The sequence below is a fragment of the Maricaulis sp. genome, assembly GCF_039978735.1.
GTDB lineage: Bacteria > Pseudomonadota > Alphaproteobacteria > Caulobacterales > Maricaulaceae > Maricaulis.
The window spans coordinates 120,613-138,617 of sequence record NZ_JBDWAS010000045.1; the positions used below are offsets into that span (position 1 = coordinate 120,613).

Here is an 18,005-nt window from a genome sequence, read left to right on the forward strand (position 1 = left end):
TCCCGGGCCAACTTGCGCCCATGATTGCTCTGCTTTTCTCCCTCGCCCTGCTGCAGCAGGACCCCGCGGCCGACGCTCCCGCCGAGGCTGTGCAAACACCGGCAGCCGAAGAGGCCGTCGCAGCACCGCAGGCCAGTCTCGACCGCGAGGCGGCGCTGGCCGATATCAATGCCTATCTCAACGGTATCGAGACCCTGCGCGCCGATTTCGTTCAGGTTGCCCCGGACGGCTCTGCGGCGACCGGCGAGCTGGCCATGTCCCGTCCCGGCCGGTTGCGCTTCGAGTATGACGAGCCGACGCCGATCCGCATCATTGCCGACGGCACCACGGTCGCGATCGAGGACAGCGCCCTGGAGACGGTCGATCGCGGCCCGCTGCGCTCGACACCGCTCTGGTGGCTTTTGAAAGAGGATATCGATATCGCCCGTGACGCCGAACTGGTGGGCATGGAGAGCGAGTTCGGCTTTCTCTATGTCACGCTGCGCGACCCGAGCGAGGAAATGGCGGGCGAGATCATGTTCGTCTTCGCCGAGCCCAGCTATGAGCTGCGCGAGTGGTTCGTGACCGATGCGATGGGCGATATCACCCGGGTCAGCCTGAATAATGTCGAGACCGGCATGCGTCTGAACCCGCGCCTGTTTGTCATTCCGGAGCCGGAAGACCGCCGGGATTCGCGGCGCAACCGGTAAAATGGTTGATGTTTTTCTGCCACAGGCAAATCCTTTCTCATTTTTTATTTGCAGAAATCCGGACGATGTGGCGTTATTGATACGCTGACTGAGAGGCAAAGGATCGGCGTCGTCCCCCCGCTTGCAGATCCCTTCTCGGTCGCGCCGGACTGATCCCCTCCCGGCGCTGCGCTGGAAACAGTCGCACGGCTTGGCGCCCGGTCTCTCCCCCCTCGAGACCGGGCGCCTTTCGTTTCAGGCTCCCGTCATTCGGCCCGGCACACCTTCCCCCTGTCAAAGACAGGTCCGGATCGTTAAATACGGTGCATGCACTTCCACGACGAAGACGAGGGTGCGGATATCCCGCGCCTGCTCGAAGAAATTCCGCTGCTCTACAAGGCCCGCGCCTTCGCCGAGAGCCTGAACGCCAACACCTGGTTCTCCCGTCTGGGCGAGCCGCTGGACGCGCGCGAGCGCGACCTGGCGCGAACCTATCTGGACGGGCTGGGTTTTCCCGAAGCTGAACCGGCCCTGTTGTCGGACTGGGACGAGGCCGCCGGCGCCGCCGAATCCCAGGACCGCGACCCCATGGGCTGGGAAGCCGAGGAGATGCTGCGCACCGGCCTGGTCTCCCGCGTCCTTGAACGGCTGGACGAGGAAGCGGTGCATGCCGCCCTCACCCTGGTGGCCCAGAAGACCGGCGATACGGCCCGCGATGCGGTCGAGGAGGCCGCAGCACTGGCGGATGTCGAGGATATCGGACTGGTGCATGCGGCGGCCGGCGCCCTGGCCCAGGCGGCCAATGGTGCCGTTCTGGTCGTGCTCGCCGAGGCCGAGGACGATCAGCCGCCCCATCCCTTCCTCGCGCGCTGGCGCCTGTTCGCCCGCGGCCGCTGGCCGGTCGGCCTGGCCGGCGCCACCTACAATATTCTCTGACCGCCCCCCGGCCGATCGCCCGCACAAGGACTGCCCATGACCGCCTTCACGCTCGCCAGCTGGAACATCAACTCCGTGCGCCTGCGCGCCCCGCTCGTCGCCGACTGGGTCAGCCAGGCCGATCCGGACGTGCTGTGCCTGCAGGAGATCAAATGCCTGAACGAGCAATTCCCGGAAGAGGCCTTCCGCGAAATGGGCTTCCGGCATTTCCATGTGCGCGGCCAGAAGGGCATGCACGGCGTGGCGATCGCCTCGAAATTCCCGCTGGAGGACCTGGGCGACGAGGATCTGTGCCCGAAGGCGGAAGCCCGCCACCAGCGGGTGATGGTGGAAGGCATCGAGCTGCACAATTTCTACATCCCGGCCGGCGGCGACGAACCGGACCCGGCGATCAATCCGCGCTTTGCCCACAAGCTGGGCTTCCTCGACCGCATCGAAGCCTATTTCAAGGCGCGCGCCGCCGAGAACCCGCCGCTGGTGCTGGTTGGCGATTTCAACATCGCGCCCTATGAGCACGATGTCTGGTCGCACAAGCAATTGCTGAAAGTCGTCTCCCACACGCCGGTCGAGACCGAAGCCCTGGAGCGCATCCGCCAGGCCGGCGATTTCGCCGATGTGGCGCGTGAGCTGATCCCGATGGACGAGAAGGTCTATTCCTGGTGGAGCTACCGCGCCCGGGACTGGAAAGCCGCCAATCGCGGCCGCCGTCTCGACCATATCTGGGCCGCCCCCGCCGTGCGCGAACGCGCTCTGTCTGGTGGCCGCGACGCCTTCAGGATCTGGGAAGATGTGCGCGGCTGGGAGAAGCCGTCGGATCACGCCCCGGTGGTGCTGCGGATCGGCGGCTGATCGCCAACTTCCACCCAATCTCTTGAGCACGTCTGATCGGTGAGTTCACACCAACACGATCGATATCTATTTCTCTGTTTTTTAAATGAAATACGCGGTCTCTATCAACGTTGCGCAAAAAAGCATCTGCATCGCTATCTCGCAGAGTTCGACTTCCGGTATAATCACCGCGAGAAGTTGGGTGTTTGTGACGCCGTTCGTGCCAACCGTATTCTGAAAGGCGTTACAAATAAGCGCCTTCGCTACAGCGACCCTATTTAAGGGGTGTTGGTTAAGCCGCTGTCACAAAGATCACAAACGGTGAGAGCTTATTGATTCAGTCATTTTCACACGCTATGTGAAAAGGGTACTTGGAGAGGTGGGAACAGCCACCCCACACACCCGAGAGGGTAGAGGCTTCGAGCCGAGAGATCGCGGTTGGCAACGCGCTCAAGTACCTAAAGGGCCACGCTCGCGTGGCCCTTTTATATTACGTGCAAGTGGCCCGCTTCTCGATATCGCTGAATGTCTTCATCTGATATCAGATAGGAGCTTCGCACGTTGTATGTGCCGTGTTTGTTGCGCTCGATTCCTACCGCCACCAATACCGCACCACTTGCCTCCTGGACGCGTCGAACAAGGTAAAAATTGTTGGAATTCCCAGGCTTCTGTCCGACATAGGCTGGCGCCTGAACCGTAGCGCCTAGGTTGGGCATAACAACCTTGTAGTCCTGCGGATGGTCTTCCGCGATATGTTGGTGGGCCGCCTTGCTAACCCACAAGTCGGCCGCCTCTAACTCTAGACCCAGAATTCGGTTAATTGCAGCGGTGTCCAACCAGCCGACCTTTAGTGCTTTGTAGTTCATCGGTTAAGTCATTGATTTTTGACTCGATCAAAATATTGCGTTTTGAGTCAATAAGATGTATGAAATTGGTGCCCCCGCTGGGGGTCGAACCCAGACGGGCTCTCGGAGCCCACCAGCATCCTAAGCTGGCCCGTCTACCGATTTCCGGCACGGGGGCGAAAGGGGAAGGCCAAGGACGCGTCACGCCATCCTTGGCACTTCGGGCCGGTTTCACCGGCTATTTAGCTAGGGCGGTTCCATGCGAACCTCCTTTGTCTAGGTGAACATTCGGCGCGGGATCTGCTTGGTGGCGGCCCGCGCCGAAACTGTTTTAGCCGAGCAGTTCGTCGATGTCCGGCCCCTCATCGCTTTCTTGCTCGCTATCCACTTCCGAGCCAGTCTCACTTCCCGCGACTGCATATACGCCTTTTTTTCCCCTTACTGAGGACAAGAGCCCCTTTTGGGTCATGCGCCACAGTTTGTTTTGCAGAAAGCGCCGCTTTTGGATCACATCGAACTTGCGGTACAGGCCGATAAGGATCGTATCGATGTCTGCCTGGCCGTCCGGCGCGGACTGAACAACAATGTGAATCTGCTGCTCAAGCTCATCCGTCTTGGCGAGCGTCAGTTCTTTGAGGAGTTCCCGCGGGATATCCGACAGGTCTTCGGCGAAGTCGTTCGGAATAGGCGTGGTGACGTCGCGAAGATGCTCGACCTCGGCAATCAGTTGATCGAGCGCAGAAAACCGCTCCTGATTCCTTCCGGCCTTTTCATGCTCGCCGTCTAATTCGGCGCGAGTTGCTGCGGCCTCAAACTGACGAGCAATTTCCTTGACGGATTCAATGACATCCATTACATTTTCACTCCTATGTTCGGGGGAGAGTGCGGCTGGTAACTGAACTCAATCCCGATCTTCAGAGCCCGGCCGGATTATCTGGCCGGGCTTTTTCGTGCGCCTGTGTACCATATTGCCACGAAATTGCAATCTATCCATTTTCACCTCTTTCTCTAGCATGTCCTCTTGTCAACTCTAGCAATAACGCTAGCCGGGCATTGCGGTGCAAAAGGGAGATGGAAGGCAAGCCGAGCGCTTCCGAGAGGCCGCAAAGCAGCCAGAATGCGGCACGTCTGAAAACGTCCTGGATTGCGCATTCAAGGGCCTGACGGTGGATAAGCCAGACGATAGAGACGTGAGGGCTGAGAGCGACGAGGATGAATAGCCTTCACCCTCAAGCTTGGATTTCTATATCGATCTCATTGGATACGCGAAGCACAGCAAGCCTAATCTCTTGTAATCGGACCGTTTTCCGACGCATCCTGTGCGCCGGGGGGACCGGTTGATGCGAATTTTCCTGACAGCAGTCGCGACATGTGTCCTGGCGGCCGGCGCGGCCCTGGCCCAGGCGGGGCCAGGCTCCGGGGAGAATACCGGGAGTACCGCCGCCGGGGTCTGTATCGGGTCCGGCGAGCCGGGCGGTCGATATCACGCGCTTGCCGAACGCCTGATCGAGGCCGGCCCCGAAGGCGCCGTCTGCAACACGCCGACCGCCGGCAGCCTGGAGAATCTGCGCGGGCTGCGCGAGGGCCGGCTGGCCTTCGCCATCGCCCAGAATGATCTCGCCTATCACCAGTTTACCGGCAGCCACGGGCTGGAGCGCTGGCAGGACTTTGCCGCCGTTGCGCCGCTCTTCCCCGAATTCGTACAAGTCTTTGTGCGCCGGGAAGACAATGCGCCGGACCTGTTCGGCGAGCTGCGCGGACGCCGCATCAATATCGGCGTGCCCGGATCGGGCAGCACGATCAATGCGCGCGATGTTCTGGCCGCGGCGGGGCTGCGCGAAGGCGTCGACTACCTGCCGGCCAATCACGGGATACGGGATGCGTTCACGGCACTGGGCGAAAGCGAAGTGGACGCCGTCTTCGTCACGGCCGGCGAGAATTTCGAGTTCGATGCGGACCGCTTTTCCCGTCTCGCCGTGCCGCCCTCGATCATCACCCAGCTGGCCAACGAGAACCCCTATTACGAAAGCTCCGGCCTGCAGATCGACGGACGAATCCAGGCCTCTCTCGCCACCCGTGCCGTCCTGCTGGCCCGGCGGGACGCACCGCCAGACGCCGTGAGGTCGCTGACCGGCACGCTGCTCGCGATCTGGCCCGGCCTTCAGGAGGATGTCGGCGGTCTCTACCCGCCCGAAGACTTCGTCACGCGTCTGGCGCTGGACTTTCATCCGGCCGCGCGCGCCGTGCTGGTCGAACAGGGCCATGCCGCAGCACCGCCCCGCTACTGGCTCTGGCTGATCGCCTGGGGTGCCCTGCTGGCCTCGAGCGTCGCAGCCATCTCCATGCGCACCACCTATGACCGTACCGGCGAGGCGCGGACCCGTGAACGGCGTCTGCCGGGCGTGCAACAGGCGATCGACCTGTGGGCCCGGCCCAGCCCCTGGTTCATCGGCATCAGCCTGTTCGCGATCATCCTGTGCGGCGCCTTCATCGCCCTGCGGACCGCCGAAGCCATGCACGCCCGGGCCTTCAATCTGGACAATCCGTTCGGCGATCTCGCCTTCATGGAGGGGATTGTCTGGATGCTGGCCTTCGTCGCCAGCGGCTTCACCGAAAACGACGCCTACCCGCTGAGCCCGCCCGGACGGATCATGGTGGCCTGCCTGGCCTTGCTGGGCATTGGCGGCCCGATCACGGCGATCATTGTCACCAGCAATTTCATCGGCCGTCAGCGCGCCGCCAAGGCGGCCGGCTGGGCCCGCACGAAATGGCACGACCATATCCTGGTATGCGGCTGGAACGAGCACCTGTCCGGGGTGATCTATTCGCTGACGGGCCAGGATGCGGCCGAACGATACAAGGTCTGCATGGTGGCCCAGTCGGGCGATGCGAGCCCGATGGACGGTCATCATTTCAACCCGAAACGGGTCCGCTTCCGGCGCGGCGACAGCGCCGACCGCAAGACGCTGGAGGAAGCCGGCGCCAGGCGCGCCTCCCACGCGATCATCCTGGCCGACTATGAGCGCCGGGAAAGCCAGAATATCGGCGCCATCCTGACGGCGATGAATCTGAAGCGGCTGAATCCGGACATCCGCATCTCGGCCGAGCTGAACTTCAACCAGAATGCCGACCATTTCGCGAGCTTCGGCTGCGACACCCTGATCACGCCGGACCTCTTCATCGCCAAGGCGGCGGCGCTTTCCACCATCCATCCGCTGATGGTGGATTATCTGCTGGAAGTGCTGACCTATGACGAATTCGACGAAATCTATGCCGTCGAATACGGCGAATTGTGCGAGCGCCACCCCGGCTATGGCCCGGAGATGACGCTGTGCGATGTCGAGCGGGAAGTCTGGCGCAGCGGGGCGAACCTGATCGGCGTGGTGCGCGGCGATCTCAAGCGCGAGGCTGTCTACGATGCCGAGGTGGAAGATGGCGGTCCGATCATTTCGCTGACGCGCGAGGCGGGCTATGACTACGTCCCGGCCCGCAATGACAGGATCATCTATGCCGCTCATACCCGCGACACGATCCTGAAGCCCGGCCACCGCCAGACCGTGCTGGACGCGGCCCCGATCCCCCGCGATCTGTTCAGTTTTTCCCGGCCCGAGGGCACGCGCATCCTGATCTACGCCTCGGAGGAACATGTCGAACGGCTGGAAAAGAACCTGCGGGCCTTTCACCGCGATCCGCAGATCTGCGTCGTCACGATCGAGTCGACCCCTTTCCTGACACGCGATGCCCTGACGGAGCGTCTCGACGGCTTCATGGAGCGTTGCGGCGTGGAGGCCTTCGACTATGCCATCGTGCTGGCCGATGCCAAGAAGAAGCGCAATGCGTCCAGCTCGGCCCGTGTGCGCGCTGCCGATGCGCACACGCTTCTGGCCACCAAGCTGATCCGGCAGATCGCCGACAGCAGCGGATGGACCTGCAAGATCATCGCCGAGGCGATCGCCCGCGAGGACCGCGACGCCTTTCTCGGTCCGCAATTCTCACAGGGACAGGACCTGCCCGTCCGCGAGACCGCCAGCCATGCCGGGGCCGGCGCCAATGCCGTCATCCCCAGCGCGACACTGGTCGAACGCTTCCTCGTCAAGGACGTGTTCGACGGCAATTCGGTTCTCGATTTCCTGATCGCCGTGATGAATATGCGCGATGGCACGCATCTCTACATGAAGGAGCTGGCCGCCGACGATCCGCTGATCGGTCAGAGCTATGCCAGCCTGGTCCGCACGCGCCATGCCGGCCTGCACCTGGTCGGCTGGCTGCCGGTGACCAAGCGCGACACGCTGCGCAATCGCAAGGGCGATTTCGATTTCCATTTCCGCACCTGCTACAATGACAAGATCGAGCAGGACACGCTGCAGCAGGGCGATCTGCTGGTCTTCACCGCCTGTTTCGGGATCTGGGAAGGCGGAACGGGCAAGCCCTGAGGCGGACGCTATTCCGGCAGCCGGCCGACGGCGTCATCGTGCGGCACCCAGTCGGTCACCGCGTCCTGGTCCCGACCGTGATCGGACAGCCGGTCGTATTCGCGCTGATTGCGGCGCGTCCAGTCCTGGGCGCCCTCTACGGTTTCGCCGGCAATCTCGGCCATGCGATCGCAGTTTTCCGCCGGCGGGAGCGCCTCCAGCAGATCACGGGCGCGCGCCATGCCATAGAAGGCCAGATTGACGTGCCCGTGTTCATGGGTCTGGATCCGGGTGGACAACTCCTGCCACTGGCGCTGCGAGCGGCGCGACGCGTCCTGCATATTCACCCAGTGCGGCAATTCAATGGTGAGGTGAGAGGACAGGAAGGCACTCGTCAGCTCGCACCCCGCCTCCGTCTCTTCCAGATACCACTCGGCGGAGATGTTGTAGCTGGTCGAGGCCGCCCACGGGTAACCCAGCTGGCGCGCGAAGACATTCGTCTGCGCCTGCGAGAAATTACGCCCCTCGATTCCGTAGAAGCGGCGGCGAACGACCATTTCCAGACCCCGGTCCTCCAGAAAGATCGGATCGGTCGGGGAAGACTGGGCGGCGAGCAGGGTGGTGGTGAGCAGAAATCCGAGCATGGACGCATGATGTCACAGCAACAGGAGCGTGCAAGTGCGCCGTATCATACCGCGGGTTTCCTTCCGGGCACGGCATCTCGAGGCGCAGCTCGACCGCCTACCCCTGCAGCCGGTAACCACCGCTTTCCGTCACCAGCAGCCGGGCATGGGCCGGGTCCGGTTCGATTTTCTGTCTTAGCCGGTAGACATGGGTTTCCAGCGTGTGCGTCGTCACCGCCGGATTATAGCCCCACACCTCATGCAACAGCTCGTCGCGCGGCACCGGCTTGCCGCCGGCGCGGTAGAGGTATTTGAGGATATTGGTCTCTTTTTCCGTCAGCCGGATCTTCTTCTCGTCGGCGGTCAGCAGCAGCTTCATCGCCGGCCGGAATTCGTAGGGCCCGATGCGGAAAACCGCGTCCTCGCTCTGCTCGTGGCTGCGCAGATGGGCGCGCACACGGGCCAGCAGGACGGAGAATTTGAACGGCTTGGTGACATAGTCATTGGCGCCGGATTCCAGACCGAGGATCTGGTCGGCATCGGTATCCTGGGCGGTCAGCATGACCACCGGCGCGGACACACCGTTCTTGCGCATCAGCCGGCAGGCTTCGCGGCCGTCCATGTCCGGCAGTTCGACATCCAGCAGCACCAGATCGGCGCGTTCGGCCTTGGCCGTCGCCATGCCTTCGCTGGCCGTGCCGGCGCTGAGCGTGCGGAATTCCTCGTGAAGCGCGAATTGTTCGACCAGCGCCTCGCGCAGATCCTCGTCATCGTCCACGATCAGAATCGTTTTCTGTGCGCTCATGATGCGATCATGCCCTTTTCCGGTCGCAAGGCAAATTCTGCCCACCGGCAGGATGTGCCCGGCAATATTTGCTTAAGCATAGCGAAGTGTCCCGTATTTCCATCACGAATTCTGGTACCGAAATTGCTTGGTTAGCGCCGAGTCCGCAGGCCGGACACCCATCCGTGGTGGGGGAGGCGAAGCGGATGCCTGTGCCATTTCCGGCACAAGAGCATCCCTCGCCGACCACCGCGTTTTTCATCTAAGCTGGCATCATGGATTGGCAAGTCTCACGAACCGGGCAGATCGACCTCGGCGGCCGCACCGTACGCGCAGCCTTGGGAAAAGGTGGCATCACGGACGCGTCAGACAAGCGTGAGGGCGATGGTGCCACGCCGCTGGGCCGCTATGCGCTGCGCCGTGTGATGTACCGGGCCGACCGGGTCACGGCGCCTGACACGGCCCTGCCGGTGCGGGCGATCCGCCCCGATGACGGCTGGTGCGACGCACCGGAAGACCCCGCCTATAACCGCCCGGTCCGCAAGCCCTATCCGGCCTCGCACGAGGATCTGTGGCGCGAGGACGGGCTGTACGACATCATTCTCGTGCTCGGCCATAATGACGATCCGCCGGTGCCCGGTGCGGGCTCGGCGATCTTCCTGCACTGCAAGCGCGGGGATTACGAACCCACGCTGGGCTGTGTCGCGCTGGATCCCGACGATGTGCGGGCCCTGCTGGCGCAGGCGAAACCCGGCGACACGCTGGAAATCAGCTAACTTCGCGTTCTCCGAAGAAGGCTGTGCCGACGCGGACCGATGTCGCGCCCAGCGCGACGGCCGTCTCGAAATCGCCGCTCATGCCCATGGAGAGCCGCGCCACCCCGTTCTCGCGGGCGAGCGTGTCGAGCAGGGCAAAATGCAGCCCGGCCGGCTCCTCGACCGGCGGGATGCACATCAGACCCTCGATCTCGAACCCGTACACCTGCCGCATGCGCGCCAGGAAGTCCGGCAGCTCGGCCGGGGCGACCCCCGCCTTCTGGTCTTCCTCGCCCGTATTGACCTGCACATAGAGCCGCGGTGTGCGGCCCTGCGCATCCATCGCCTTGCGCAGCGCAGCCGCCAGCTTGTCGCGATCCAGCGTCTCGATCACATCGAACAGGGCAACGGCATCGTCGGCCTTGTTGGACTGCAGCGGTCCGATCAGGCGCAGTTCGAGATCGGGATAGTCCGCGCGGCGGGCGGACCAGTGGGCCTGGGCCTCCTGCACGCGGTTTTCGCCGAATACGCGCTGGCCGGCCGCGAGCGCGGCATCCAGCCGCTCTTCGCTCTGGCGTTTCGATACGGCCACCAGGGTGATATCACCCGGTTTTCGCCCCGCCGCACCGGCCGCGGCGGCGATCGTGTCGAGAAGGGCCTGACGGTTTGCGGAGATTGCGGATTTGTCGCTCATAATGCCGCCATATGACGCCCCGGCGGGCTTGGCAAGACAGGCGCTTGCGGTGCAGGGCCCACGCAGGACCGGTCTGCCGGCGCTGCTGGCACTGACCGATCCGGCCCGCACGCCGGACCCGGAGGCCTTTGCCGCTGCGGTACCCGGCGGCAGCGCGGTGATCTACCGGCATTTCGGCGCGCCGGACCGGTTGGAGATGGCCGTGCGGCTGGCTGCGATCTGTCACGCGCGGGGCAATTGGCTGCTGGTGTCAGGAGATCCGGATCTGGCGCGGCGCGCCGGGGCGGATGGCGTGCACTGGCCGGAACGGCAGATCGCCGAGGCCGCCACCTGCCGGGCGCGGGGCAATACGGGCTTTTTCACAGCCGCCGTCCATTCCTGGCGGGCGCTGGCCCGGGCGCGCAATGCCGGTATCGATGCAGCCCTGCTGTCGGCGGTCTTTCCCAGCCAGAGCCCCAGCGCCGGACGGCCTTTGGGGATCTGGACCGCAGCTGCGATGGCCCGGGCCACAGATCTGCCGGTCTATGCGCTGGGCGGCGTCAATCAACGCACGGCCAATCGCCTGACAGGTCTCGGATTTTCAGGAATTGCGTGTGTCGGCGCGATCAGAAGCGCAGGGCCGACTCGAACTTGATTTCCGGCTCGCGGCGATCCTGGCGGTTCTCGCGAAGCGTGAAATACTCGCTGTCCGGCGCGGCAAAGCGGACCTGGCCGCCCAGGCGGAAACGTTCGCCGAGATTGACGAAGGCCCCGGCGCTGACATCTTCGGTTTCGAAGCGCGTATCGGAATGGTCTTCCACGCCCAGCGTGATGCCCCAGCGGCCACCGGCGGATTCCCAGTCGAACGTATCGGGTTCTTCCAGGCCCGGATGGGCGGCTTCATTCATGGACAGGGTGAAGGCTTCATACCATGGCGTTTCAGCCTCGGACGTGGCCGGCGCCGGCGCGGCAAGCGCAGCAGCGGTATCGTCCTGGGCGAAAGCCGCAGGCGCACACAGGCAAAGGGCTGCAGCCGTCACGACCGCAGGCGCCATCTTGCCAATGATGTCAAACGGATAGCTCCGCCCGCTCATTGCACTCTCCCTCACACCAGTCGGTTTTACCGCACCGCACCCATCCGTCCCAAGAAGATTCTGCGGCGGCGACAGCAGTTTCACGCCGCCTGTGGCGGATTTGTCAAAACTGCCAGCCGAGTTCGAAAAATCCGACGGTGTCGTCAGCCCGGACCCGGGCCCGGCCGACCGGTGTCAGCACCGGATCCCAGCGCCTCGCGCTGCGCAGTCCGACGCCGGCAAGCCAGTGCTCGCCGATCAGCCGCGATCCGCCCGCCTGCCAGCTGGTCCCGTCGACATGAACGGCATCGTCGGAAAAGCCCGCATATTCCAGTGTGAACAGCCAGGGACCGGCTTCATATCCGGCCGAAGCTGACCAGGCCTGATAGCCCTGGTCGCCGGCAAGACCGTTGTCGCTGACCAGGGTGCGCAGCCCCGCCGACCAGTCGCCATGGCGCCAGGACAGGCCCGCATCCCAAGCGAGAAGGCGCTCGAAACCCGGCCGGCCGGTGGCGTCGGCGCCGCTGGCGACACCGAAAGATGCCTTGATCTCGTGATCGCCGCGGCGGATGGCGTAAATGAGGCCCAGCTCGGCCATATCGTCGAAGACGGGGCTGACCAGGCCGGCCGGTCCGTATTCGCGATGGCAGACATCGACACCGCAATCGTGCACGGCCGGAGTATATGAGGCCGAGGCCCGCAAGGTGCCGATCGTGCTTTCCTGTCCGAGGGCAACGGAGCGGAACAGGATTTTCGGCGACCAGCCCGAGGCAAGATTGGCCGTGCGTGCACCCGACAGACGGTCTGTCGCGACCCGGCCGCCATCGGCGCGGCTGAGACGGAAAGCTGCCGGACCGCCGGCCGTGTCCAGCTGGGCAGCGCCCGGCCCATAGCCGAAACGCAGCTCGCCCCAGCCCGTGTCGTAGTAAAGATAGGCGTCTTCCAGAGCCGTGCGGGTGGCGTCGCCAGCCGGTGCGCCGCTGCTGCGATAGCCGCTCGCCGGGCTCACCCCCGTGGCACAATCGCCGCGCCCGGCCGGACAATCACCCGCCAGCCCGCCCCATCCGCGGCGGCCGCTGTCGCGCTCGATCCGCCCGCCGAGGACCAGGCCATAGCGGCGACCGGCATCGGTGAAGCCTTCGATTGTCAGGGCCGTATCGATGTCGAACAGCGGCGTATCAGCGTCATCGCCCGAGGCGAGAACCGTGCCGGCATCGAGCTCGAAACGCGTCTCGTACGCCGCACCGAAGCCACTGTTTTCACTGGAAAATATACCGGAAGACGAGTCTGTCTGAGGGAATGCCGGCGGGGCCGCAAGCGCTCCGGACAGAGCGGCGATCAAGGTCGCGCTGAGTGTCCGTACCATGTCTCGCGGTCCCGCCGATCGGCCCCGTCCCCCCGGACGTCGCACACCTAAAGGAGGTCAGCACGCCCGTCCGGTCAAGCACCCCGGACGGCTTGCGGAAAACTTGGCGCCAAGTTGTTGCGATCCTGCCACGCTCGCAACGGGTGCCTTTCGGCGCTGGCGTGTCCCGTTTCGCATGTTATACAAATCGTCAAAGCAAGAGCGCGTCCGCGTTCACGGTTCCCCGCGTGTTACCGCTGTCTGTTTCGAAGGAGTCTCGGCTTATGTCCGACCGTCGGATTCTTGGAGTAGCCCTCTCCGCCGCCATTCTTGGCCTGTCGGCCTGTGCCTCGAACAATGCGGCCGAGCAATCCGCCGCGTCGGAGAGCCGGTCCGGCCTGCGCCTGCCGTCCCTGCCCAACCCGCTGGGTGGCGGCAATCGTCCGGTCGAGGTCGAGGGTATCGGCGTCAACGGTTTCCTGTGGCGCGCCAGCCTGGACACCATCTCCTTCATGCCGCTGTCGGAAGTCGATCCGTTCGGCGGCGTCATCATCACGGACTGGTATGCCAATCCGCAGATGCCGACCGAGCGCTTCAAGCTGACGGTCTATATTCTCGATACGCGCCTCCGCGCCGACGCGCTGGCCGTCAATGTCTTCCGCCAGGTTCGTGACGACCGCGGCGAGTGGACCGACGCGCAGTCCGGTGACGACACCGCCTACGAGATCGAGAATGCGATCCTGACCCGGGCCCGACAGCTGCGTATTTCCCAGCTGGAAGGCTAGTGACGCCGTAAGGCCTCGCAGCGAGCATGACCATGAGCCGATACAATCCCCGCGAGGCCGAACCGAAATGGCAATCGGCCTGGGCGGAGCGTGATGCCTTCCGTGCCGGCGGACCCGAGTCCGGCAAGCCGAAATACTATGTCCTGGAGATGTTCCCCTATCCGTCGGGGCGCATCCATGTCGGCCACTCCCGCAATTACACGATGGGTGACGTCGTGGCGCGCTACAAGCGCGCCCGCGGCTTCGACGTGCTGCACCCGATGGGCTGGGACGCCTTCGGCCTGCCGGCGGAAAACGCTGCCCGTGACCGCGGCGTGCATCCGGGCAAGTGGACCTATGGCAATATCGACGTCATGCGCAAACAGCTCCAGCGTCTGGGCCTGGCCCTCGACTGGAGCCGCGAAATCGCGACCTGCGACCCGGCCTATTATCGTCACCAGCAGGCCATCTTCCTGAAATTGTGGGAAAATGGCCTGGCCTACCGCAAGACGGCGAAGGTCAATTGGGACCCGGTCGACCAGACGGTTCTGGCCAATGAGCAGGTGATCGACGGCAAGGGCTGGCGCTCCGGCGCCGAGGTCGAGCAGCGCGAGCTGGACCAGTGGTTCTTCAAGATCACCCAGTATGCCGATGTGCTGACCGACGCCATCGAGGGTCTCGACCGCTGGCCGGACAAGGTTCGCACGATGCAGTCGAACTGGATCGGCCGGTCGCGTGGCGCCGAAGTGCGTTTCCCGCTGACCGACACCCGTTTCGGCGAGACGATCGACGTCTTCACGACCCGTCCGGACACCCTGTTCGGGGCCAGCTTCCTGGCCCTGGCGCCCGATCATCCGATCGTGAAGGCGCTGGCGAAGAACAATCCCGAGATCGAAGCCTTCTGTCAGGATTGCGCCCGCATGGGCACGACGGAAGAAGAGATCGAGAAAGCCCCCAAGAAGGGTATCGATCTGGGCATCAAGGTCCGCCATCCGTTTGACGAGACTTGGGAAATCCCGGTCTGGTCGGCGAATTTCGTGCTGTCGGGCTATGGCACGGGCGCGATTTTCGGCTCGCCCGCCGGCGACCAGCGCGACCTCGACTTCGCCCGCAAATACGATCTGCCGGTCAATCCGGTGGTGCTGCCGCCGAACGCCGATGCCGCGACGCACACGATCGAGGACGAAGCCTTCACCGGCCACGGCACGATCTATAATTCCCGCTTCCTGGACGGGCTCGAAACGCCGGCCGCGATCGAGCGCGCCATCGAGGAGCTGGAAAAGCTCGACCTCGGCAAGGGGGCGACCAGCTATCGCCTGCGCGACTGGCTGGTGTCCCGCCAGCGCTATTGGGGCTGCCCGATCCCGATCGTGCATTGCGCCGATTGCGGCGCCGTGCCGGTACCGGAAGACCAGCTGCCGGTAGTCCTGCCCGAGGATGTGACGTTCGACCAGCCGTCCAACCCGCTGGAACGCCATCCGACCTGGAAAAACACGGACTGCCCGAAATGCGGCAAGCCGGCGCGCCGGGAAACCGATACGCTGGACACCTTCGTGTGCTCGTCCTGGTATTTCCTGCGCTTCACCTCGCCCTGGACCGGGGACGCGCCCTTTGCACCGGCCGAGGCCGAGCACTGGATGCCGGTCGATCAATATGTCGGCGGGATCGAACACGCCATCCTGCACCTGCTCTATGCCCGCTTCTTCACGCGCGCGCTGAATGATTGCGGCCTGATGAAGCTGGAGGGCGGCGAGCCCTTCGCCGGCCTGTTCACCCAGGGCATGGTGACGCACGAGACCTACAAGTCGGCTGACGGCAAATGGCTCGGCCCCGACGAGATCGAGGAACGCGACGGCACGCGCATCGAGATCGCCACCGGCAAGCCGGTGACCGTCGGTGCGATCGAGAAAATGTCCAAGTCGAAAAAGAATGTCGTCGACCTGGATGCGTTCATCGAGAGCTATGGCGCCGATGCAGCACGCTGGTTCGTCCTGTCCGACAGCCCGCCCGAGCGTGATGTGGAGTACACCGACAGCGGTGTGGAAGGCGTCTGGCGCTTTATCCAGCGCCTTTGGACGACCGTCACCTCGCTGCCCGAGGGCGCCCCGGGTCCCGCAACGATAGCAGCCGGCGCCACAGGCGACGCACTGGAGATCCGCAAGACCGCGCACAAGGCCCTGAAATCCGTGACGGATTCGATCGAGGGTTTCCGCTTCAACTCGGCCGTCGCCCAGGTTCACGACCTGGTCAATGCGCTGCGCAAGTTCGAACCGTCCGATGCGGCCGGCGTTGCCGCCAAGGCCGAAGGCCTGGGCATTCTCGTGCGCATGATCGCCCCCTTCGTGCCGCACCTGGCCGAAGAATGCTGGTCGGTACTGGGCGGTGAAGGCCTGGTGATCGACGCGGCCTGGCCGGATGCGGATCCGGCGCTGCTGGTCGAGGACACGGTGACACTGCCGATCCAGGTCAATGGCAAGCGCCGCGCCCAGATCGATGTGGCCAAGGGTACGCCGGAAGATGTGGTCAAGGAGCTCGCCCTGTCGCATGACGGGGTGGTGCGCGCCACCGAAGGGCTTACAGTGCGCAAGGTGATCGTGGTACCGGACCGGATCGTCAATATCGTCGTGGGATAGGAAAGCCATGCGTACCAGCCGTCGAGTGATCCTGGGCTCTCTGGCAGCCTCCTTCACGCTGGCGCTGGGCGCTTGCGGTTTTTCCCCGATGTACGGATCGAGCGCGGTCGGCGGCACACTGTCCCAGATCCGTGTCGAGACGGGCGATGAACGGGTCGACTTCCTGCTGCAGGAGGCCCTGATCGACCAGATGGGCTCGCGACATGCCGATGGCGATCTGACGTTGCGGACGGAGACCGATCTGGGCGCGACCGGGCTGGGCGTCGGAGCCGATGCGATCGTCCGGCGCTTTTCCATCCGGCTTGAAGTCGACTATGCGCTCTATCGTGACGGAGAGGTTGACCCGGTTCTCGTCGGCTCCACCTATGGCGAGGCCTCCTATAATCTCTCAGGGTCTGTCTACGCCTCCATGATCTCCGAGCAGGATGCCCAGGCGCGCGCAGCCCGGATGGCGGCCCAGCGGGTCTCCATGCAGCTTGTGCGCGCGCTGGACGAGATCCAGACCCAGGGGCCCGCCACGCCATGAAGGTATCGGCCCGCGACGCCGATGCGCGCGTCCGGACCCCGGATCCGGCCATCAAGGCCTATCTGATCTACGGGCCGGATCGCGGCCTCGCTCACGAGCGCGCCGGCACGCTGGTCAAGTCGATCCTGTCCGATCCGGACGATCCCTTCGCGCTGACCCTCCTCACCGAGGAAGACCTCAAATCCGATCCGGCCGCGCTGGCCGATGCGATGGTCGCCATGTCGCTGACCGGGGGTCAGCGTCTGGTCCGGGTCCGGCTCAGTGGCGAGACCGGCGGCGGGCCTGTCGCGGACATAATTTCCGAGATTGAAAGCGGCTCTCTGGCGCCGCAAACCGTACTCGTGGTCGAGTCCGGAGACCTAACGCCGCGAGGGAAGCTTCGGAAAACCTTCGAACCGGCAAAAAAGGCTTTATCTATAGCATGTTACGCCGATGACGCGCGATCGCTCGGAAACCTCGCTGAAGACCTACTCAAGGCTGAGGGTCTGTCGATTGCATCTGATGCGCGCATGCTCTGGCTGCCACGGCTCGAAGGCGACCGCGCACTCGCCCGCGGGGAGATCGACAAGCTGATTCTCTACAAGGGTCTTCGCGGCCAGCGCGCCGAGGGCGACGATATCGTGACGCTCGAGGATGTCGAGGCGATCGCCGCCGACCAGGGCGAGGCCCAGATGGACGCCGTCATCGAGCCCGCCCTGCTCGGCCGGCTTGCGGAGGCCGACAAGGCCTATGTCCGCTCGGTGAGCGCCGGCGGCAGTCCGGTTGCAGTCCTGCGCGCCCTGCAGCGGCGGCTCGACCAGATCGGTGTCGTGCAGAGTTCCGGCGGCGATGATGCCGCCCTGGCGCGTTCGGGTGCGCCGCGCTTCGGTCCCCAGGCCGACGCCTTCAAGCGGCAGGTCGGCCTGTGGCGCGGCCGCCGGCTGGATCATGCGCGGCAGCTCGCCTTCCAAGCCGAGCGGGATGTCAAACGGTCGGGAAGCCCGGCCGAGGCTCTGGTCAGCGAATTGCTGATCCGGCTGGCGCGCGGCGCCGCACAGGCCAGCCGCTAGAGCAATTTCATCGCCATTGAAGTCGATGCAATTGCTCCAGCTTTTTTAAGTGGTCGCATTTTCGAACCGCAAAACCGATTCCCACTTTTGC

Annotated in this window: 17 protein-coding genes, 1 tRNA gene and 1 pseudogene; 11 read left to right on the top strand and 8 right to left on the bottom strand. The window is 64.2% G+C overall.

Features of this window, described 5'->3' with window-relative positions; translation table 11 throughout:
* Window positions 1-20: 20 nt before the first annotated feature.
* The 4 genes and pseudogenes from ABJO18_RS13160 to ABJO18_RS13175 all read left to right on the top strand — a co-directional run.
* Window positions 21-689, top strand: a complete 669-nt coding sequence (locus ABJO18_RS13160) for an outer membrane lipoprotein carrier protein LolA (protein ID WP_348509468.1) — start codon at window positions 21-23, stop codon at window positions 687-689.
* A 306-nt stretch (window positions 690-995) separates the two neighbouring features.
* On the top strand, window positions 996-1,604 hold the full coding sequence (locus ABJO18_RS13165) for a hypothetical protein (RefSeq protein ID WP_348509469.1): 609 nt from the start codon (window positions 996-998) through the stop codon (window positions 1,602-1,604).
* A gap of 36 nt (window positions 1,605-1,640) precedes the next feature.
* Window positions 1,641-2,453, top strand: a complete 813-nt coding sequence (xth, locus tag ABJO18_RS13170; RefSeq protein ID WP_348509470.1) for an exodeoxyribonuclease III — start codon at window positions 1,641-1,643, stop codon at window positions 2,451-2,453.
* Window positions 2,454-2,496: 43 nt separating this feature from the next.
* A pseudogene (locus ABJO18_RS13175) lies at window positions 2,497-2,714 on the top strand (transposase); the annotation flags it as partial.
* A 203-nt stretch (window positions 2,715-2,917) separates the two neighbouring features.
* Here the strand turns inward: ABJO18_RS13175 and ABJO18_RS13180 are convergent.
* The 3 genes from ABJO18_RS13180 to ABJO18_RS13190 form a co-directional block, all read right to left on the bottom strand.
* On the bottom strand, window positions 2,918-3,298 hold the full coding sequence (locus tag ABJO18_RS13180; RefSeq protein WP_348509471.1) for a hypothetical protein: 381 nt from the start codon (window positions 3,296-3,298) through the stop codon (window positions 2,918-2,920).
* 66 nt (window positions 3,299-3,364) lie between these two features.
* Window positions 3,365-3,455: transfer RNA gene (locus tag ABJO18_RS13185), tRNA-Pro, on the bottom strand.
* Window positions 3,456-3,608: 153 nt separating this feature from the next.
* Complete coding sequence (locus ABJO18_RS13190; protein WP_348509472.1) at window positions 3,609-4,130, bottom strand: hypothetical protein; 522 nt, start codon at window positions 4,128-4,130, stop codon at window positions 3,609-3,611.
* A gap of 487 nt (window positions 4,131-4,617) precedes the next feature.
* On the opposite strand from ABJO18_RS13190, the gene ABJO18_RS13195 reads away from it, so the two are divergent.
* Window positions 4,618-7,710: a TAXI family TRAP transporter solute-binding subunit gene (locus ABJO18_RS13195; RefSeq protein WP_348509473.1), complete on the top strand. Its 3,093-nt coding sequence runs from the start codon at window positions 4,618-4,620 to the stop codon at window positions 7,708-7,710.
* Between the two features lie 8 nt (window positions 7,711-7,718).
* Here the strand turns inward: ABJO18_RS13195 and ABJO18_RS13200 are convergent, their stop codons facing one another.
* Complete coding sequence (locus tag ABJO18_RS13200) at window positions 7,719-8,333, bottom strand: DUF922 domain-containing protein (protein ID WP_348509474.1); 615 nt, start codon at window positions 8,331-8,333, stop codon at window positions 7,719-7,721.
* 97 nt (window positions 8,334-8,430) lie between these two features.
* Complete coding sequence (locus ABJO18_RS13205; RefSeq protein WP_348509475.1) at window positions 8,431-9,117, bottom strand: response regulator transcription factor; 687 nt, start codon at window positions 9,115-9,117, stop codon at window positions 8,431-8,433.
* A 254-nt stretch (window positions 9,118-9,371) separates the two neighbouring features.
* Here ABJO18_RS13205 and ABJO18_RS13210 point away from each other — a divergent pair, with 254 nt between their 5' ends.
* Complete coding sequence (locus ABJO18_RS13210; RefSeq protein WP_348509476.1) at window positions 9,372-9,872, top strand: L,D-transpeptidase family protein; 501 nt, start codon at window positions 9,372-9,374, stop codon at window positions 9,870-9,872.
* Here ABJO18_RS13210 and ABJO18_RS13215 read toward each other — a convergent pair.
* Window positions 9,865-10,545, bottom strand: coding sequence for a YggS family pyridoxal phosphate-dependent enzyme (locus ABJO18_RS13215; protein ID WP_348509477.1), 681 nt, complete (start codon window positions 10,543-10,545; stop codon window positions 9,865-9,867). The two genes, ABJO18_RS13210 and ABJO18_RS13215, sit on opposite strands and share 8 nt — an antisense overlap.
* 49 nt (window positions 10,546-10,594) lie before the next feature.
* On the opposite strand from ABJO18_RS13215, the gene ABJO18_RS13220 reads away from it, so the two are divergent.
* A complete protein-coding gene (locus ABJO18_RS13220; RefSeq protein ID WP_348509478.1) occupies window positions 10,595-11,179 on the top strand; it encodes a thiamine phosphate synthase in 585 nt (194 codons plus the stop codon).
* On the opposite strand, the gene ABJO18_RS13225 is transcribed toward ABJO18_RS13220, so the two are convergent.
* Window positions 11,151-11,618, bottom strand: coding sequence for an NtrZ family periplasmic regulatory protein (locus ABJO18_RS13225; RefSeq protein ID WP_348509479.1), 468 nt, complete (start codon window positions 11,616-11,618; stop codon window positions 11,151-11,153). The two genes, ABJO18_RS13220 and ABJO18_RS13225, sit on opposite strands and share 29 nt — an antisense overlap.
* 103 nt (window positions 11,619-11,721) lie before the next feature.
* On the bottom strand, window positions 11,722-12,963 hold the full coding sequence (locus ABJO18_RS13230) for a porin (protein ID WP_348509480.1): 1,242 nt from the start codon (window positions 12,961-12,963) through the stop codon (window positions 11,722-11,724).
* Window positions 12,964-13,226: 263 nt separating this feature from the next.
* Between ABJO18_RS13230 and ABJO18_RS13235 the strand changes: the two genes are divergently transcribed.
* Genes ABJO18_RS13235 through holA form a run of 4 tightly spaced genes read left to right on the top strand, consistent with a single transcriptional unit; the run spans window position 13,227 to window position 17,914 of the window.
* The gene (locus tag ABJO18_RS13235; RefSeq protein WP_348509481.1) at window positions 13,227-13,727 is read left to right on the top strand and encodes a DUF3576 domain-containing protein; all 501 of its coding nucleotides are present in this window, start codon (window positions 13,227-13,229) and stop codon (window positions 13,725-13,727) included.
* A gap of 32 nt (window positions 13,728-13,759) precedes the next feature.
* Window positions 13,760-16,339 carry a leucine--tRNA ligase gene (gene leuS / locus ABJO18_RS13240; RefSeq protein ID WP_348509482.1) on the top strand — a complete coding sequence of 860 codons (2,580 nt, stop codon included), beginning with the start codon at window positions 13,760-13,762 and terminating at the stop codon, window positions 16,337-16,339.
* Window positions 16,340-16,346: 7 nt separating this feature from the next.
* The gene (gene lptE / locus ABJO18_RS13245) at window positions 16,347-16,865 is read left to right on the top strand and encodes an LPS assembly lipoprotein LptE (protein WP_348509483.1); all 519 of its coding nucleotides are present in this window, start codon (window positions 16,347-16,349) and stop codon (window positions 16,863-16,865) included.
* Window positions 16,862-17,914, top strand: a complete 1,053-nt coding sequence (gene holA / locus ABJO18_RS13250; RefSeq protein ID WP_348509484.1) for a DNA polymerase III subunit delta — start codon at window positions 16,862-16,864, stop codon at window positions 17,912-17,914. The genes lptE and holA overlap by 4 nt, the downstream gene beginning before the upstream one ends.
* Window positions 17,915-18,005 lie beyond the last annotated feature (91 nt).

Excerpts from the sequence above, each read along its gene's own strand:
- ABJO18_RS13160 (WP_348509468.1), top strand. The coding sequence starts at position 21 with ATGATTGCTCTGCTTTTCTCCCTCGCCCTGCTGCAGCAGGACCCCGCG.
- ABJO18_RS13165 (WP_348509469.1), top strand. The coding sequence starts at position 996 with ATGCACTTCCACGACGAAGACGAGGGTGCGGATATCCCGCGCCTGCTC.
- xth (WP_348509470.1), top strand. The coding sequence starts at position 1,641 with ATGACCGCCTTCACGCTCGCCAGCTGGAACATCAACTCCGTGCGCCTG.
- ABJO18_RS13180 (WP_348509471.1), bottom strand. The coding sequence starts at position 3,298 with ATGAACTACAAAGCACTAAAGGTCGGCTGGTTGGACACCGCTGCAATT.
- ABJO18_RS13190 (WP_348509472.1), bottom strand. The coding sequence starts at position 4,130 with ATGGATGTCATTGAATCCGTCAAGGAAATTGCTCGTCAGTTTGAGGCC.
- ABJO18_RS13195 (WP_348509473.1), top strand. The coding sequence starts at position 4,618 with ATGCGAATTTTCCTGACAGCAGTCGCGACATGTGTCCTGGCGGCCGGC.
- ABJO18_RS13200 (WP_348509474.1), bottom strand. The coding sequence starts at position 8,333 with ATGCTCGGATTTCTGCTCACCACCACCCTGCTCGCCGCCCAGTCTTCC.
- ABJO18_RS13205 (WP_348509475.1), bottom strand. The coding sequence starts at position 9,117 with ATGAGCGCACAGAAAACGATTCTGATCGTGGACGATGACGAGGATCTG.
- ABJO18_RS13210 (WP_348509476.1), top strand. The coding sequence starts at position 9,372 with ATGGATTGGCAAGTCTCACGAACCGGGCAGATCGACCTCGGCGGCCGC.
- ABJO18_RS13215 (WP_348509477.1), bottom strand. The coding sequence starts at position 10,545 with ATGAGCGACAAATCCGCAATCTCCGCAAACCGTCAGGCCCTTCTCGAC.
- ABJO18_RS13225 (WP_348509479.1), bottom strand. The coding sequence starts at position 11,618 with ATGAGCGGGCGGAGCTATCCGTTTGACATCATTGGCAAGATGGCGCCT.
- ABJO18_RS13230 (WP_348509480.1), bottom strand. The coding sequence starts at position 12,963 with ATGGTACGGACACTCAGCGCGACCTTGATCGCCGCTCTGTCCGGAGCG.
- ABJO18_RS13235 (WP_348509481.1), top strand. The coding sequence starts at position 13,227 with ATGTCCGACCGTCGGATTCTTGGAGTAGCCCTCTCCGCCGCCATTCTT.
- leuS (WP_348509482.1), top strand. The coding sequence starts at position 13,760 with ATGAGCCGATACAATCCCCGCGAGGCCGAACCGAAATGGCAATCGGCC.
- lptE (WP_348509483.1), top strand. The coding sequence starts at position 16,347 with ATGCGTACCAGCCGTCGAGTGATCCTGGGCTCTCTGGCAGCCTCCTTC.
- holA (WP_348509484.1), top strand. The coding sequence starts at position 16,862 with ATGAAGGTATCGGCCCGCGACGCCGATGCGCGCGTCCGGACCCCGGAT.